The organism is Herbaspirillum sp., assembly GCF_035644555.1.
Classification (GTDB): Bacteria; Pseudomonadota; Gammaproteobacteria; order Burkholderiales; family Burkholderiaceae_D; genus Herbaspirillum.
The window spans coordinates 131,253-146,228 of record NZ_DASQOH010000012.1; the positions used below are offsets into that span (position 1 = coordinate 131,253).

The window sequence follows — 14,976 nt, forward strand, 5'->3', positions numbered from 1 at the left end:
TTCGACTGTCAGTGAGCCCGCGCATGCCCATCGTCTTCCGTACCGACGTCCGCCTCACGGTGGATCAGTTCATCGATATCCTCTCCCGTACTTCGCTGGGACCCCGCCGCCCGCTCGACGACCGTGACTGCATGCAGGCCATGGTCGAGCACGCCAACCTGATCGCCACCGCCTGGGATGGCGAACTGATCGTCGGCGTGGCGCGGGGCGTGACCGATTTCGCCTATGCCTGCTATCTGTCCGAGCTGGCCGTGGACGAGCAATACCAGCGCCAGGGTATCGGCAAGGAATTGATCCGCCATGCCCGCAGCCTGGTGGGGCCGCGTTGCCGTCTGCGTCTGCTGGCCGCGCCGGACGCCGCCGGCTACTACGGCCATATCGGCTTCGCTCACAGCCCGCGCTGCTGGGAGCTCACGCCGGGTCAAGAACTCACGTAATCCGCTTTACACCTTCAGCGTATCTCCTTCATCCATTCCTTTCGTCTGCACCCCATGATCCAGATTCAAGCTTTCTCGCCCGAGCACGCCAGTGGCGTGGTGGACGTCATCCTGCCGATCCAGCAAGAGGAGTTCGGCATCCCCATCACCCTGGAAGGTCAGCCCGACCTGAAGGACATCCCCGGCTTCTACCAGAAGGGCAAGGGCAATTTCTGGGTGGCGCTGGAGGCAGGCAAGGTGGTCGGTACCATCTCCCTGCTGGACATCGGCAATGATCAGGTGGCGCTGCGCAAGATGTTCGTGGCGGCCAGCCATCGCGGCAAGGAGCACGGCACCGCCGCCCGGTTGTTGCAGGGCGCGGTGGACTGGGCCAGGCTGCAGGGGGTGCGCCAGATCTTCCTGGGCACCACCGCCAAGTTCCTGGCGGCGCATCGCTTCTATGAAAAGAACGGCTTCCGCCAGATCGAGCAGGCCGACCTGCCGCCGGCCTTCCCGGTGATGGTGGTCGATACCCGCTTCTACGCGCTGGATTGCGCGGCCTGAAGCCTTACAGGCTGCGCGGGCTGTCCACGCCCAGATAGAACCACTCGTTGCCCGGCAGGGCGCGCGGGTTGGGGAAGACGATGTAGCCGTCTTCCGGTGCGGTGACCGGGCGGCCGTCGTGGCGATGGCCGATCACTTCACCGGCACGCAGCCGGTCGAAGCTGGCCCATTCGCGGACAAAGCGATCATCCGGATGGGCCATGTCGATCACATCGACCAGGCGGATGATCTGGATGTCGTCCGCCGGCGGCTGCAGGGGGCGATCGATCATGCCGTGCAAGCTCAGGGTCTGCAGGATGGCCTGATAGGCCACCGCGGGGGCCTGGGGATCATCATGCTGGCCGCATTCCAGCGTGACGCCGTACAGGCCGTGACTGCGCGCATATTCGGTGGTGCCCACGCCGTATTGCCGGTCCAGCAGATCCGGTGACACCGCATGGCCTTGCTGGCGGCGGCGTTCCACGCCACGCACGTAGGCCGTCATCCATCCTTCCACCACCCGCTTGCAGCCCAGGTGCGCCACCATGCGCTGCTCGGCCGCCGCATGGGCGAAGGGCTCGACCGCGTCCTGGTTGTCCAGCGGACCCAGCATGGCGAAGGGAACGCCACCGGTGTGGAAGGAGTGCAGGTCCAGCAGCACCTCGTGTTCATCGATCCAGGGACACAGCACATTGCAGAGCCGGTCCTCGAAATTGGCCGGGGCCGGATGCGGGCGCAGGTTGCGGTTGAGGTTGCGTTCGCCCTGGCGCTGGTGCTTCTGGTAGGCCAGCGGATTGGTGACCGGCACCAGCGTCAGCAGGCCGCGTTGCAGGCGCAGCTGGCCGCTGTCGAGTTGCTCGCGCAGGCGGGCGATGGCCTGCGTGCCGCAGGTTTCGTTGCCATGCACGGCACCCAGCACCAGCAGGCGAGGACCGGGTTCGAGGGCGGCGTACTGGTGACGTTGCAGGAAGGAGGGGAAGTGGTCGGACATCATGGAAATCTTTTACGCAGGAGCGGCAACGATACCCCGCTTTCGCTCATCTTGCCAGGCGGCGGCCCGGGGGCGGCCGCCACTGGCCATCATCAGCGGATCTGCTCGCGCCAGCCGGGGCTGGCGGTGGCGGCCACCGCATCATGCGCATGCAGGCTTTCGTAGTGACTGACGCGCACCGCGCAGCTGCCGAAGGCCGCTTCCAGTGCCTGCCGCAGGCGCCGCGCGGCATCTTCCACATACATCAGGTTGGCGCCGTTGGCCAATGCAAAGGCTTGCTCATCGGCACGTCGCACGGCGGTCTGCACGGCCGTGCCCAGTGCCGCTTCGGCGGTATCGATCAGGGCCAGTAGCGGCAAATCGGCGCTGTCCGGGGCGACGTTGATGCTCAGTTCGGCCTCGCTGCGCTGGCTGTGCGGCGTGGCCAGGCTGGCATGCCGCGCCAGCCAGTTCAGCGCGGCTTCGCGCGGGATGGCGGCGCTGGCGGCGAAGTGACTGGCGAAGGCATCCTGCAAGGCCTTGCGCGACAGCGCGGCTGAACAGGGGCAGGTAGAGGAATAGGCCACCCGCACCCGCAGGCTCAATTGCACCTGCGCGTCATGCAGTTCGGCGGCCAGGCTGACGGGGTAGCTCTTCCAGCCGGTCAGACCGGGGGTGACCAGCGCCGGGCGTTGCTGCAGCAGGGAAAAATCCAGGCGCAAGGCGGCCCCGCGTGAGTGGCAATCGGCGTGGCTCTCGCGCATCTGGCGCAGCAGGGCGTGGATCACCGGCGGTGTCAGTGCCGCGCGGGCGGTGAATTGCTCAAGCAGCAGATACAGGCGCGACATGTGGATGCCCTTGGCCTGCGGGTCGGGCAGATCGACCGCCACTTCAGCGCTGGCGGGGATGGGGGCAGCCCCGTCCTGCAGATGCAGGGGCAGGGCGATGCCGCTCATGCCCACCCATTCCAGCGGCAGGGCGATGGTGGCGCGCTGTTCGCGGGCGACGTCGGGCAGGGTGCTGGTGAGGCTCATGGTATCGGCTTCCTCATTCCCAGACCGGGAAAGGATCCGGCATGCGGGCCCAACCCAGCGGCCCCTGGGCCATCTCGGCGTCGGACAGCAGGCAGGCTTCCAGCCTGGCGCGCAGGGCATCCTGGTCGAGATCGATGCCGATCAGCACCAGTTCCTGGCGGGCGTCGCCGACGTTCTCATCCCATTGTTCCATGATGAAATCGATGGATTCCTGTTCCTGCGGCCATTTTTCGCGGGGCACTGCGGCCCACCATTTGCCGGCCAGTCCATGGCGGCATACCGCCCCGGCCTGCGACCACGAGCCGGCGTGGGCCGGTCGCGTGGCCAGCCAGAAGAAACCCTTGGAGCGCACCACGCCCGGCCACTCGCTATTGACCAGGGCGAAGAAACGCTGCGGATGCATTGGTCGGCGCGCGCGCCAGGCGAAGCTGGTGATGCCGTACTGTTCGGTCTCCGGCACGTGTTCACCACGCAGTTCCTGCAGCCAGCCGGGGGCCTGGCTGGCCTGCTCGAAATCGAACAGTCCCGTGTCGAGCACCCGATCCAGCGCCACCTTGCCGAACTCGGCGCTGACGATGCGGGCACGCGGGTTGAGCCGCTGCAGGATGGCGTGCAGGCGTTCCAGGTCGGGCGCCGAGACCAGGTCCAGCTTGTTGAGCACGATCACGTCGCAGAATTCGATCTGCTCGATCAGCAGGTCGACCACGGTGCGGCTGTCTTCCTCGCCCATCGATTCGCCGCGTTCGTGCAGGCTGTCCTGGGAGCTGTAATCCTTGAGGAAATTGAAGGCATCCACCACCGTGACCATGGTATCCAGGCGCGCCACGTCGGACAGGCAGGCGCCGTCTTCATCGGTGAAGGTAAAGGTCTCGGCCACCGGCAGTGGTTCGGAAATGCCGGTCGATTCGATCACCAGCTGGTCGAAGCGGCGCTCCCGGGCCAGCTTGCGCACTTCCATCAGCAGGTCTTCGCGCAGGGTGCAGCAGATGCAGCCATTGCTCATCTCGACCAGCTTTTCCTCGGTGCGCGAGAGATCGGCACCGCCGTCGCGCACCAGCGCCGCATCGATGTTCACCTCGGACATGTCGTTGACGATCACCGCCACGCGGCGCCCCTCGCGGTTGTTCAGGATGTGGTTGAGCAGGGTGGTCTTGCCGGCACCGAGGAAGCCGGAAAGCACCGTCACGGGAAGCCGGGTGTCGCGCGGCTGGCGTTGTGTGGTGGTCATGGGAAACGAGATGGAGGAGGTGGAGATGCGGGTCAGGACGGGAACATGTAAATGCAACTGAGTTGCGAATATCTCACAAATGCAACAATGTTGCAAATATAGGTGCGGCCCGTCCTTTTCCGCATCGGCCATCTCCACATTCCCACGCCCTGGCCAGATCGCTGGCGGCCCGGCCCGCGCCCTGTGGAGACGGGCCGCTTGTGCTAGCATGGCGCCTCGCAACAAGGAGGTTTCATCACATGTCCCAGATCTTCCCGTACAGGGGAAATGCCGTCATTCCAGAGGTCAAGAAGCTCGATAACGGTAAATTCATGGCTTGCTTCGTGATTCACGAGGGCAAGGATGGCAGCGGCAAGCTGCGCTACCAGCGCAAGGCGCCCACCAATGAATTCGACTCCGAAGACGAGGCCATTGCCTACATCCTCGATTTCTCGGGTGACTGGATCGACCAAAACCCGATGTGAGTCCGCGCAGGCGCAGTCGTCAGGTTGTCAGGTTCCTCACGCCGCGCCGGTCACGAGCACATGAAAAAAGAGCCGCATGGTTACCCTGCGGCTCTTTTTTCGTCTGTGCGCTCCGTGCGTCCTGGAGGCATTGGATTGAATGGGAACAGGCCCTAATCCCCCAGTGCGCCGTCGGCCTTCTGCTCGAACCATTCGCTGCCGCGCTGTACGAAGGTCTGCGTGGCCTCCAGCGCGAAGGAGCGTGCCTCGGGCTGCCAGGCCAGGCGATGCACCACGATCTCGTGCGGCTGCACCTGCAGCACATTGAAGGAATTGCGCTCGCCCCGGCCGCGCGTGGACGTGGCCGTGCCGGCCTGTACCACCAGTGCCGAATAGCCGGGGATGTGGTAGCGCCCGGCGCTGCTGACGGCCGAGCTGGTGTGCACGTGGCCCGCCAGCAGCAGGTCCGCGCCGCACAGGGCGAAGGCGCGCATGGCCGGTACCGCCTGGCCGACCAGGCCATGATGCTGCGGCCCCGGCGGCAGGTCGAAGGGATGGTGGGTGACGATGATCTTGACCAGATGGTCGTCCACCGCCGCCAGTTCGCGCCGCGCCAGCTCGATCTGGCGGTCGTTAACGCGCCCGTCCTGGATGGTCAGCGAGCGGGCGGTGTTGATACCGACTACCGCAATCTCGTCGTCCACGTACGAGGGCTGCAGGTCCTGGGTGATGTGGCGCTTGTACTTGCGCAGCGGCTGCAGCAGGCGCGCAGCGACATTGAAGAGCGGCACGTCGTGGTTGCCCGGCACCACCAGTTGCGGCTTGGGCAGGGCGTCCAGGAACTGGCGCGCCTCTTTGAACTGGCTGCTGCGGGCGCGCTGGGTGAGGTCGCCCGAGACCACCACCAGATCGGGGCGCAGTTCGTGGATCTGGGCGATCAGCGGTTCGATGATGGCCGTATCGATGCGACCGAAGTGCAGGTCCGACAGATGGATGAGGGTACGCATCAGCGGTCCCCCCAGAGTTTGTCCAGCATGCCGGCTTCCTTGCCGGCGTCGTCATTTGCCTCCTGCGGCACAATCACCTCCAGCGAGGCGGGGCGGATGCGATAGTGCAGCGGCGTCTGCATCAGGTTGACCTCGCCATCGGTGGCCACGCGCATGCGCTTCTTGTGGGTCTCGATGTGGATCTCGGTGGCGGTCAGCACGTCGAAGTCCTGCGCTGCCTGCAGGCGTCCGAATAGCGCGTGCAGGGCTAGCCGCAGCAGGCCCCAGCGGCCGGTGCGATGGCAGACGTACAAGCTCAGGCGGCCGTCGGTGAGGGTGGAACGCTTGCCGATGTCCAGGCCACTCATCAGGTATTCGTTGTTGCCGATGAAGACGAAGGGCGTGCGGCGCCAGTGTTCCTGGCCATCGATGGACAGGCGTACGCGCAGGAAGGGGTAACGCCGCAGCGCGCCCATGGCTGCCCACGTGAAGGCCAGCCACTTGCCGCGCCCCAGGCGGGCCTGCTGTTTCTCGCGCTCGCGCACGATGTCTGGATAGAGGCCCAGGCTGGAATTGTTGATGAAGGGCTGGCCATTGACCTCGCCACTGTCGACCCGCAGGCGGCGCCCGGTGGCGATGTTGGCGATGGCCTCTTCCAAGACCAAGGGGATGCCGAGGTCCTTGGCGAAGTGGTTCAGGGTCCCCAGCGGCAGCACACCCAGCGCACTGCGGCACTGGTCGTCGGCCAGCAGGGTGGATGCCACGGCATTGACGCTGCCGTCGCCGCCGCCGACGGCGACCACCGGGACCTGGTCGCGCACCGCCTGGCGCGCAGCCTGCAGCATGTCTTCGCCGCTGTGCGCCAAGTGCACCACGGCGCGCAGGCCGTGGCGGGAGAATTCATCGGTGATATTGGCGGCCAGCGCTTCGGCGTGACCGCCACCGGCCTTGGCATTGATGGCGGCCACTACGTCAGGGCGCCCGCTTCCGGTCTTGCTGTCGGGTAAATTCTGGAGGGATTGTAGTTCTGGCATTCGCAACGAGGGGATGTTGGAAAGTCAGTTGGAGCGCGACATTGTCCAATAGTGCCGCTGTATCGTGAAAACCGCCGTGGTCCATAGCGCGAACCAGGCCGTGCCCAGCAGCATCGCCCCCAGTACATCGCTCAGGAAGTGGGCACCCAGATAGACCCGGCTGAACGCGGTCAGCCCGACCAGCAGCAGTGCCGCGCCGACCACGACCCGCTGCGCGCCGGCAGGGCCCAAGCGCAAGCGCGCGCCGAAGGTCGAGAGCAGGGCCGGCTGGTTCAGCAGGTAGGCCGCCAGCACGGCGTAGAGCAGGGTGGCACCGATGGTATGACCACTGGGAAAACTATAGCTGTGCAGCACCAGGATGGGATCCTCGAAGCTGGGCCGCATGCGGGCGAACACATGCTTGAGGGCGTAATTGCATAGCATGCCGCCGGGCAGCACCAGCATCAGGTCGATCACCCAGCTCCACTGCCGTGCGCGCACCATGTGCCGCAGCAGCAGCGCGCCCATCACCAGTACGCCGATGGTGCCGTGCACATGGGTATAGCCCAGCACCAGTTCGGTCAGGGGCGAGAAGGCGCGCTGGTTGAACCAGTCCGCCAGATGCTGATCCAGGCGCGTGAGCGCGCCGTGGGTGACGACCTCGTAGGCGATCAGCGCAAATAGCAGGGCCGTGGACAGCACTGCCATGAGGCCGGTGGTCAGCGGCAGGCCGAGATGGTGGTCGCGCGCCAGACGGGCGCGCAGGAAGCTTTTGAAGGGGGAGCAGGGCGAGGAGGTGCGGGGTGTGGTCATCCGGTCATTCTAACCCTGCCCACCCCGCCGCCGTCAGCTCAGGCGCAGGGATCGTTGCCCAGGGCGATGGCGCGCAGAGCCGCCAGGTCGCTCAGTTCGACGTCGCGGTGCTGGACCTCGATGAGCCCGGTTTTCTTGAAGTTGGTAAGCAGGCGGCTCACGCTTTCCACCGCCAGGCCCAGGTAGTTGCCGATTTCCTCGCGGGTCATGCGCAACTGGAAGCGCGTGCTGGAATAGCCACGGCTGGCATAGCGCGACGACAGGTTCAGCAGGAAGGCCGCCATCTTCTGCTGGGCGGTCATGCTGCCCAGGGTCAGCATGACGCGCTGTTCGCGGGAAATCTCCAGGCTCATCATGCGATGGAACTGGCGCAGCAGGGTCGGCATGTCGCGGAACAGGTCTTCCAGCCGGGCGAACGGGATTTCGCAGACTTCGCTGTCTTCCAGGGCCACCGCTTCGCACAGGTGGTGGCCAGCGCCGATGGCATCCATGCCCAGCAGTTCGCCGGCCATCTGGAAGCCGGTGATCTGCTGGCCGCCGTTGGTATTGCTCTGGAAGGTCTTGAAATGCCCCAGCCGGATTGCATAGAGCATGTCGAACTTGTCGTTGAGCCGGTACAGGGTCTCGTCGCGCTTGACCTTGCGACGGCGGTCGATCACCTTTTCCAGGCGCTGCATGTCGCCCTGGTCCAGCCCCATCGGCAGGCAGAGCTGGTGCATGCTGCAGGCCGAGCAGCTGGCGCGCAGCGCGTGCAGGGTGAGCGGTGGCGGCGAATGGGCGGACATGGTTGCGGTCAGGCTGGACATAAGCGTTTCGAATTCCTCTTTGTTGTGGCGGCGTCGGCTGGCCAGGTCTTGGCGGATGATATGGGATGCGCCACATTCTCATGCGGCCACGCTGCTATTTTTTCCGTACTTTTACCACAGTTCTCGCCCGGGGAATGCATCGGCGGGGTTGATAACAGAAACTTTCATCGCTTCAATGCACAACGTGCATTCCGGTTACGTGATCGGGGCATTCCCGATTCCTGGTCCCATTGCCCTGGCAGCCGGGAATGCCCGGGCCGGCCTACTTGACCAGTTGCAGCACAGCCCGGAACTGCGGATGGGCGCTCTCGCGCAGCCATTCATAGGCCACCATTTCGAGCGTTACCGGCGTGGCGCCGGCCTGACGCAGGCGCTCGAAGGCGGCATCGCGGTCGATGGCCCGGCGCGAGCCGCAGGCCTCCAGCAGCGGCAATACGCGGTAGCCGCGCTGCAACAGGGACAGCGCGGTCTGCAGGACGCAGATGTGGGCTTCGCAACCGGCCACCACGATCTGCCGGACGGCATGCGGCAGGGCCGTCAGCAAGCCCTCGGCACAGGCGTCGAAATGGCGCTTGGCCAGGGTCTTGTCGCACAGGCGGCGGATGTCGGGATGGTTGGGGCCGAGCTTGTCGGGCATCTGCTCGGTGGCGATCACCGGCACCCCCAGCAGGCCGGCGATGCTGGCCATGCGTACCGTGTGCGCCAGCACGGCCTGGCCATCGTGGATGGCGGGCAGCAGTCGTTGCTGGGGGTCGATGACCAGCAGGGCAGATTCATGGGCCTGGATCAGCATCGGGTGATTTCCTCTCGGGTTGGGATGGATGAGTGCGGTTGGCAGGAATTGAAGGTTTTGTGTCATTGACGCCAAAGCCACGTCGATTCGACAATTTTTCCATCAATGACCCGCCGGAGCAAATGCCATGAACCATCCATCCGCCACCCCTGCCGGTGGCCGCAACGCCGCCGTGCTGGCCCTGTGCCAGGGCCTGTTCACCTGCGCCATCTCGATCGACCTGACCCTGACCGCGCTGACCGGCTGGCAACTGGCCCCGGACAAGGCGCTGGCGACCCTGCCGTTCGCCTTGATCACGGTGGCCGGGGCGGTGGTGACCTGGTTCGCCGCCTTCCTGATCCAGCGCCTGGGACGGCGTTGGTCCTTCGTGCTGGGGGCCGCCAGCTGTGCCGTGGGCGGCCTGGTATCGGTGTGGTCGGTGTTTCACGGGCAGTTCTGGACCTTCTGTGCCGGCACCGCCCTGGTCGGGGTGTTCCAGGCCTTTGCCCAGTATTACCGGCTGGCGGCGGCCGACGCGGTGAGCGAAGCGGCCAAGAGCCGTGCCATCTCCACCGTGCTGGCCGGCGGCGTGATCGCAGCGCTGGTGGGGCCGGCACTGGCGGCCTGGAGCAAGGACTGGTTCCCCGCCGCGCTATTCGCCGGGGCTTACCTGGTGGTGGCGGCCATGGGCCTGTTGTCGATGCTGGTGCTGATCCTCTTCTACCGAGACCAGGTCGACAGCGCTGCGCCGGCGGCCAGCGTCGCGGCCGACGCGGCGCCAGCCCGGCCACTCGCGGTCATCGCCCGTACCCCGGTGTTCATGGCCTCGGTGGCCAACAACGTGGCGGGATCGATGGTGATGATGTTCATCATGACCGCCGCGCCGCTGGCGGCGGTGGCCTGTCATCACGGTATCGACGACGGTGCCGCCATCATCCAGTGGCATCTGGTGGGCATGTATGCGCCATCTTTCTTCGCCGGCCGCCTGATCCAGCGCTTCGGCCTGGGCAGCGTGCTGCTGGCCGGGCTGGGCATGAACCTGGGCTGTGCGCTCATCGCCATGCTCTCGACCACCTTGCCAGCCTTCTATGTGGCCTTGCTGCTGCTGGGCGTGGGCTGGAACTTCATGTTCGTGGGCGGCACCACCTTGCTGGCGCAGTCCTATACCCCGTCCGAGCGCGCCAAGACCCAGGGCCTGGCCGAGCTGATGCGCTATGCCGCTACCGCCCTGGCCACCCTGGGCGCCGGTCCCTTGCTGGCACGCTTCGGCTGGGAGACCCTCAACGCCGCGATCCTGCCGGTGCTGTTGCTGTCGGCCCTGGTGACGGCGCGCTGGATGCTGGCCCAGCGTGCGGCGCGCGCGCCGCTGGTGGCCGGGCTGCGCTAAGATCGCACGGACTTTCTTCACAGGCATTGCATGCAACCCAAGCACACGCCCCGCCAGGTGGTGATCCTGGCCTATGACGGCATGAACCTGCTGGACCTCTGCGGCCCCTTGCAGGTGCTGGCCACCACCAACCGGTTGCAGGCGCAGGAAATCTATCGCCTGCACGTGGCCTCGGCACAGGGCGGCGCCATCGTGACCAGCGCCGGCCTACCGGTGATGACGCAATCGCTGGCCGCAGTCGATAGCTTGCTGGCCGGGCAGGCGCTGCATACGCTGCTGTCGCCCGGTGGCAGCCTGGGCGACCCGTTCAGCCTGGATCTGGCGCTGGTGGAGTGGATCCGCCGGTGGGCGCCACAGGCGCAGCGCGTGTGTTCGGTCTGCACCGGCGCCTTCCATTTGGCCGAGGCCGGCGTACTGGATGGGCTGCGGGTCACCACGCACTGGGATTCGGCGCAACAGCTGCAACGGCGCTATCCGGCGCTGGAGGTCGATGGCGACCCGATCTACATCCGCCAGGGCCGTATCTGGACGTCCGCAGGCGTCACCGCCGGCATCGACCTGGCGCTGGCCCTGGTGGAGCAGGACCTGGACCATGCCTGTGCTATCGCTACGGCGCGCCAGCTAGTGGTGTTCGTCAAGCGCCCGGGCGGGCAGTCGCAGTTCAGCGCCCCGCTGGCCTCACAAGCCAGCGGGGCAGGGCGCTTTGCCGAGCTGCATGCCTGGATCGCCGCGCATCTGGAAGCCGACCTGCGGGTGGAAAACCTGGCGCGCCAGGCCAACATGAGTCCGCGCACCTTCGCCCGGCTCTACGTGGCCGAAACCGGGCGCACTCCGGCCCGTACCGTCGAATTGATGCGGCTGGAAGCGGCGCGCCGTGCGCTGGAGGAGACCCGCCTGCCGCTCAAGCGCATCGCCAGCCAGTCCGGCTACGGGGAAGAGCAGAACCTGCGGCGCGTATTCCTGCGCCAGCTCGGGGTCAGTCCCGGGCAGTATCGCGAGCGCTTTGCCAGTGCCGCCTAGCCGGCCGGAGGCGCTTCCGGGAAGGGCCCCAACGGTTCCAGCGACTTCAGCGCGGCCAGCGAGTCCAGCCACCATGACAGCGCCGGTCCGGCCGGGTGGTCGGGCTTGTAGACGCACTGGATCGGCAGCTCCTCGCCCTGGGGCGAGTGGTGGACAGTGCTGATACTGATCAGCCGTCCTGCTGCCAGGTCGTCCCTGACCACATGCAGGGGCATGTTGCCCCAGCCCATCCCGGCACGCAGTAGCGCATGCTTGGTCCCCAGGTCGCTCATGCGCCAGGTCAGGCGCGAGTGCACCGAAAAATCCTGGCGCGCAGTCAGCTCGCTGCGGTCGCTCAGCACCAGCTGGGTCTGCTGCTGCAGCATCTTTTCCGTGATCCGGCCCTTGACCCGCGCCAGCGGATGGCCGGGCGCCACCACCGCCACCAGCTGCACGCTGGGCAGGGTGATGCGCAGCAGATTGGGCGGCGTGGTCGGCAGCGTGCCCAGGATGCCCAGCATGGAGCGGCCATCGATGACCCGCTCGGCCACCGCGCCCAGCGCCTCCACCTCCAGCCTTATCGTCACCGCCGGGAAGGCGTCGCGAAAGCGCCGCAGCAGGTCGACCAGGCAGTCGGTCGGGAAGAACACATCCACCGCCAGCGACATCTCCAGTTCCTGCCCACGGGCATAGGAATTGGCCCGCACCTGCAACGAATCCACGTGGTCCAGCACCTGGCGCGCGTCGGCCAGCAGCGCCATTCCCGGGCGGGTCAGCTGCGGCCGATAGCCGCTGCGGTCGAACAGCAGCACCCCCAGTTGATCTTCCAGCGTGGCGATGGCGTAGCTGACCGCCGATTGCGCCCGCGCCAGCTTGCGCGCCGCCGCCAGAAAGCTGCCACTGTCGGCGACCTGGACAAAGACCCGTAATTGATCCAGTGACAGGCGTTCGATATTCATGCGTTTTCCCGGAAAAGAGCAAAAAGCCAACTATATCTAAAATATTGATGGTGATTATAAAAAGATAATCAGTTTTTCCGCAGCGGGAACTTGCCTATTCTGTCGTCACTGGCTGCAGCGAAACGCCCAGAGCGAACAGCACAAAGCCGGATTTGTGAGCAGTAGCAAGAAGCTCACGCAGCAATGATGAAGATAAATGCAGTAAGGCAACACGGCATCACAACTCAAACAACCGTAGTTCACCCATACCCAATATCAGAGAGGCTTACCATGATTACCAACTACACCACCTTCCGTATCGGCCGCGTCCTGCTGGCGTCGCTGTTCGTCATCTCCGGGATCTTCAAGATCGTCGGTTTCGCCGGTACCGTCGGCTACTTCACCAGCCTGGGCCTGCCGGTCCCGACCCTGGCCGTGCTGGTCACCATCCTGGTCGAAGTCGGTGGTGGCTTGTTGCTCATGAGTGGTCGCGGCGTGCGTCCGGTGTCGCTGGTGATTGCACTCTTCACCGTCGGCGCCACCCTGTCGGCCCACCATTTCTGGACCATGGAAGGCGCCGCCGCCCAGGGTCAGATGATTCACTTCCTGAAGAACGTGGCCCTGATCGGTGCCTTGCTGCTGGTGTCCTCCATCGACACCCAGGCCCAGCCCGAAGAAGCGCACTGATCCGCTGATCCTTACCAGTAACCATCCTGTCAATGCAGTCCCGGCCCGCGCCCATGAGGTGCGGGCCTGATTCAGATTCAAGGAGATCGACCATGACTACTTCCTACACCCGCCAGATCGAACGCCTGGTCAACGGCATCCCCACCCAGGATGGCGCCGGCGTCAGCCTCACCCGCGTGCTGACCCATGACCTGCAACGCCGCCTGGACCCGTTCCTGATGCTGGATGCCTTCCACTCCGACGAACCCAGCGATTACCTGGCCGGTTTCCCCGACCATCCGCATCGCGGCTTCGAGACCGTGACCTATATGCTGGCCGGCCGCATGCGCCACCGCGACAATGCCGGCAACGAAGGGCTGCTGGAACCGGGCGGCATGCAGTGGATGACGGCCGGTCGCGGCCTGGTGCATTCCGAGTTGCCGGAGCAGGAAAACGGCCTCATGAGCGGCTTCCAGCTGTGGGTGAATCTGGCGGGCAAAGACAAGATGACCGATCCCGGCTACCAGGATATCCCCTCGGCCGGTATTCCCGAGACCTTTCCGCAACCGGGGGTGAAGGTGCGCGTGCTGGCCGGTACTGCCTTCGGTACCGATGGTGCCATCCGCCGCGAGACCACCGAGCCGCTGTACCTGGATCTGGACCTGGAAGCCGGCGTGAGCCTGGAACTGCCGATCCCGGCCACCCACAATGCTTTCCTCTACGTCTACCAGGGCAAGCTGGCCGTGGGCGGCGAGGGCGCCGAGACCCGTGCGGCCGAAGCCGGTCGCATGGCCGTGCTGACCAATCCGGTGGGCGCCGCCGGAGTAACGGTGCGGGCCGAGCAGGGTAGCCGCTTCCTGCTGATCGCCGGCAAGCCTCTGAACGAGCCCATCGCCCAATGGGGGCCGTTCGTGATGAATACCCGCGAGCAGGTCGAAGCCGCCATCGATGATTTCCGCGCCGGCCGTTTTTGAGCGCGTCTGTGCTGAAACAGACTGCACTTCATCGCCAGTCATCTGAATGAAAAAACGGGCGTCCGGGACGCCCGCACCACAACAGGAGAGCACCATGAGCAACATCCTTCACAAGATCCAGGGCCTGACCCGCGACATCGGCTTCCCCGTGCGCCGTCTGCTGCCCGCTGCCGCCGCCCGTACCGTCGGCCCCTTCGTCTTCTTCGATCACATGGGGCCGGTGGAATTCGACGCCGGCACCACCGAAGGCGATGTCCGTCCGCACCCGCATATCGGCCTGGCCACCGTCACCTACCTGTTCTCCGGCGCGATGATGCACCGCGACAGCCTGGGCGTGGTCCAGCGCATCACCCCGGGCGCGGTCAACTGGATGGCCTCGGGTCGCGGCATCGTCCACTCCGAGCGTATTCCCGACGACATCCGCGAGCAGAAGGTGCCGGTGCACGGTCTGCAGATGTGGGTGGCCCTGCCGGCCGACCAGGAAGAGGACGCACCGAGCTTCCATCACTATGCATCGGAAGACATGCCGCAGGCCCAGGTGGGGGGTGCCACCCTGCACGTGCTGGCCGGTTCGGCCTTCGGCGTGAGCTCGCCGGTGAAGACCGCCAGCCCGACCCTGTACGTGGCGGGCAGCACCACCGAGGGTGCCGAGCTGGAGATCGGCGCCGAGGTGCAGGAGCGTGCTGTCTATGTGGTCCGTGGTGATGTGACGCTGGATGGCGAAAGCATGCCGGCCGGCACCCTGGCCATTCTGCAACCGGGCGCCACGGTGGCCCTCAAGGCGGTCGGCGAGGCGGTCTTCATGATCCTGGGCGGCGCGCCGCTGGATGGCCCGCGCTTCGTCTGGTGGAATTTCGTCGCCACCTCGCGGGACAAGATCGAAGCCGCCAAGCTGGCCTGGAATGGCCGCGACAAGCAGGTGTTCCCGGATATCCCGGGTGAAACCGAGTGGATTCCGCTGCCAGCCCATTGAGCCGCATCGCGGATT

17 protein-coding genes are annotated in these 14,976 nt (G+C 65.7%); 8 read left to right on the plus strand and 9 right to left on the minus strand.

Annotation, left to right across the window (positions count from 1 at the left end):
• Positions 1 to 23: 23 nt before the first annotated feature.
• Complete coding sequence (locus VE092_RS04460) at positions 24 to 437, plus strand: GNAT family N-acetyltransferase (RefSeq protein WP_324874204.1); 414 nt, start codon at positions 24 to 26, stop codon at positions 435 to 437.
• Between the two features lie 54 nt (positions 438 to 491).
• Positions 492 to 980: a GNAT family N-acetyltransferase gene (locus tag VE092_RS04465; protein ID WP_324874206.1), complete on the plus strand. Its 489-nt coding sequence runs from the start codon at positions 492 to 494 to the stop codon at positions 978 to 980.
• A 4-nt stretch (positions 981 to 984) separates the two neighbouring features.
• Here VE092_RS04465 and VE092_RS04470 read toward each other — a convergent pair whose 3' ends face one another.
• From VE092_RS04470 to zigA, 3 genes are all read right to left on the minus strand, one after another.
• Positions 985 to 1,950, minus strand: a complete 966-nt coding sequence (locus VE092_RS04470) for a succinylglutamate desuccinylase/aspartoacylase domain-containing protein (RefSeq protein ID WP_324874479.1) — start codon at positions 1,948 to 1,950, stop codon at positions 985 to 987.
• Positions 1,951 to 2,042: 92 nt separating this feature from the next.
• On the minus strand, positions 2,043 to 2,963 hold the full coding sequence (gene folE2, locus VE092_RS04475) for a GTP cyclohydrolase FolE2 (protein ID WP_324874208.1): 921 nt from the start codon (positions 2,961 to 2,963) through the stop codon (positions 2,043 to 2,045).
• 13 nt (positions 2,964 to 2,976) lie between these two features.
• Positions 2,977 to 4,191, minus strand: coding sequence for a zinc metallochaperone GTPase ZigA (zigA, locus tag VE092_RS04480; RefSeq protein WP_324874210.1), 1,215 nt, complete (start codon positions 4,189 to 4,191; stop codon positions 2,977 to 2,979).
• A gap of 239 nt (positions 4,192 to 4,430) precedes the next feature.
• Between zigA and VE092_RS04485 the strand changes: the two genes are divergently transcribed.
• Entirely contained in the window at positions 4,431 to 4,655 is a 225-nt protein-coding gene (locus VE092_RS04485; RefSeq protein ID WP_241811574.1) for a hypothetical protein, read from the plus strand.
• Between the two features lie 152 nt (positions 4,656 to 4,807).
• Here the strand turns inward: VE092_RS04485 and VE092_RS04490 are convergent, their stop codons facing one another.
• The 5 genes from VE092_RS04490 to VE092_RS04510 form a co-directional block, all read right to left on the minus strand.
• Positions 4,808 to 5,641, minus strand: coding sequence for a metallophosphoesterase (locus tag VE092_RS04490; RefSeq protein ID WP_324874213.1), 834 nt, complete (start codon positions 5,639 to 5,641; stop codon positions 4,808 to 4,810).
• Positions 5,641 to 6,654 (minus strand): diacylglycerol kinase family protein, encoded by a 1,014-nt coding sequence (locus tag VE092_RS04495; protein ID WP_324874215.1) that lies wholly within the window; start codon positions 6,652 to 6,654, stop codon positions 5,641 to 5,643. Before VE092_RS04495 ends, VE092_RS04490 begins: the two co-directional genes overlap by 1 nt.
• A 24-nt stretch (positions 6,655 to 6,678) precedes the next feature.
• Positions 6,679 to 7,446 (minus strand): phosphatase PAP2 family protein, encoded by a 768-nt coding sequence (locus tag VE092_RS04500; protein WP_324874217.1) that lies wholly within the window; start codon positions 7,444 to 7,446, stop codon positions 6,679 to 6,681.
• A gap of 38 nt (positions 7,447 to 7,484) precedes the next feature.
• Positions 7,485 to 8,252 (minus strand): fumarate/nitrate reduction transcriptional regulator Fnr, encoded by a 768-nt coding sequence (gene fnr, locus VE092_RS04505; protein ID WP_324874219.1) that lies wholly within the window; start codon positions 8,250 to 8,252, stop codon positions 7,485 to 7,487.
• Positions 8,253 to 8,514: 262 nt separating this feature from the next.
• The gene (locus VE092_RS04510) at positions 8,515 to 9,045 is read right to left on the minus strand and encodes an isochorismatase family protein (RefSeq protein WP_324874222.1); all 531 of its coding nucleotides are present in this window, start codon (positions 9,043 to 9,045) and stop codon (positions 8,515 to 8,517) included.
• A gap of 127 nt (positions 9,046 to 9,172) precedes the next feature.
• On the opposite strand from VE092_RS04510, the gene VE092_RS04515 reads away from it, so the two are divergent.
• Together VE092_RS04515 and VE092_RS04520 are read left to right on the plus strand one after the other, a co-directional pair.
• The gene (locus VE092_RS04515) at positions 9,173 to 10,411 is read left to right on the plus strand and encodes an MFS transporter (RefSeq protein ID WP_324874224.1); all 1,239 of its coding nucleotides are present in this window, start codon (positions 9,173 to 9,175) and stop codon (positions 10,409 to 10,411) included.
• Between the two features lie 30 nt (positions 10,412 to 10,441).
• Complete coding sequence (locus VE092_RS04520; protein WP_324874226.1) at positions 10,442 to 11,431, plus strand: GlxA family transcriptional regulator; 990 nt, start codon at positions 10,442 to 10,444, stop codon at positions 11,429 to 11,431.
• Here the strand turns inward: VE092_RS04520 and VE092_RS04525 are convergent.
• Positions 11,428 to 12,369, minus strand: a complete 942-nt coding sequence (locus VE092_RS04525; RefSeq protein WP_324874228.1) for a LysR family transcriptional regulator — start codon at positions 12,367 to 12,369, stop codon at positions 11,428 to 11,430. The two genes, VE092_RS04520 and VE092_RS04525, sit on opposite strands and share 4 nt — an antisense overlap.
• Positions 12,370 to 12,639: 270 nt before the next feature.
• Between VE092_RS04525 and VE092_RS04530 the strand changes: the two genes are divergently transcribed.
• The 3 genes from VE092_RS04530 (at position 12,640) to VE092_RS04540 (ending at position 14,961) form a co-directional block, all read left to right on the plus strand.
• A complete protein-coding gene (locus VE092_RS04530) occupies positions 12,640 to 13,035 on the plus strand; it encodes a DoxX family protein (protein ID WP_006463871.1) in 396 nt (131 codons plus the stop codon).
• A 92-nt stretch (positions 13,036 to 13,127) separates the two neighbouring features.
• Complete coding sequence (locus tag VE092_RS04535; RefSeq protein WP_324874230.1) at positions 13,128 to 13,988, plus strand: pirin family protein; 861 nt, start codon at positions 13,128 to 13,130, stop codon at positions 13,986 to 13,988.
• Between the two features lie 94 nt (positions 13,989 to 14,082).
• The gene (locus VE092_RS04540; RefSeq protein WP_324874233.1) at positions 14,083 to 14,961 is read left to right on the plus strand and encodes a pirin family protein; all 879 of its coding nucleotides are present in this window, start codon (positions 14,083 to 14,085) and stop codon (positions 14,959 to 14,961) included.
• The last annotated feature ends 15 nt before the right edge of the window (positions 14,962 to 14,976 follow it).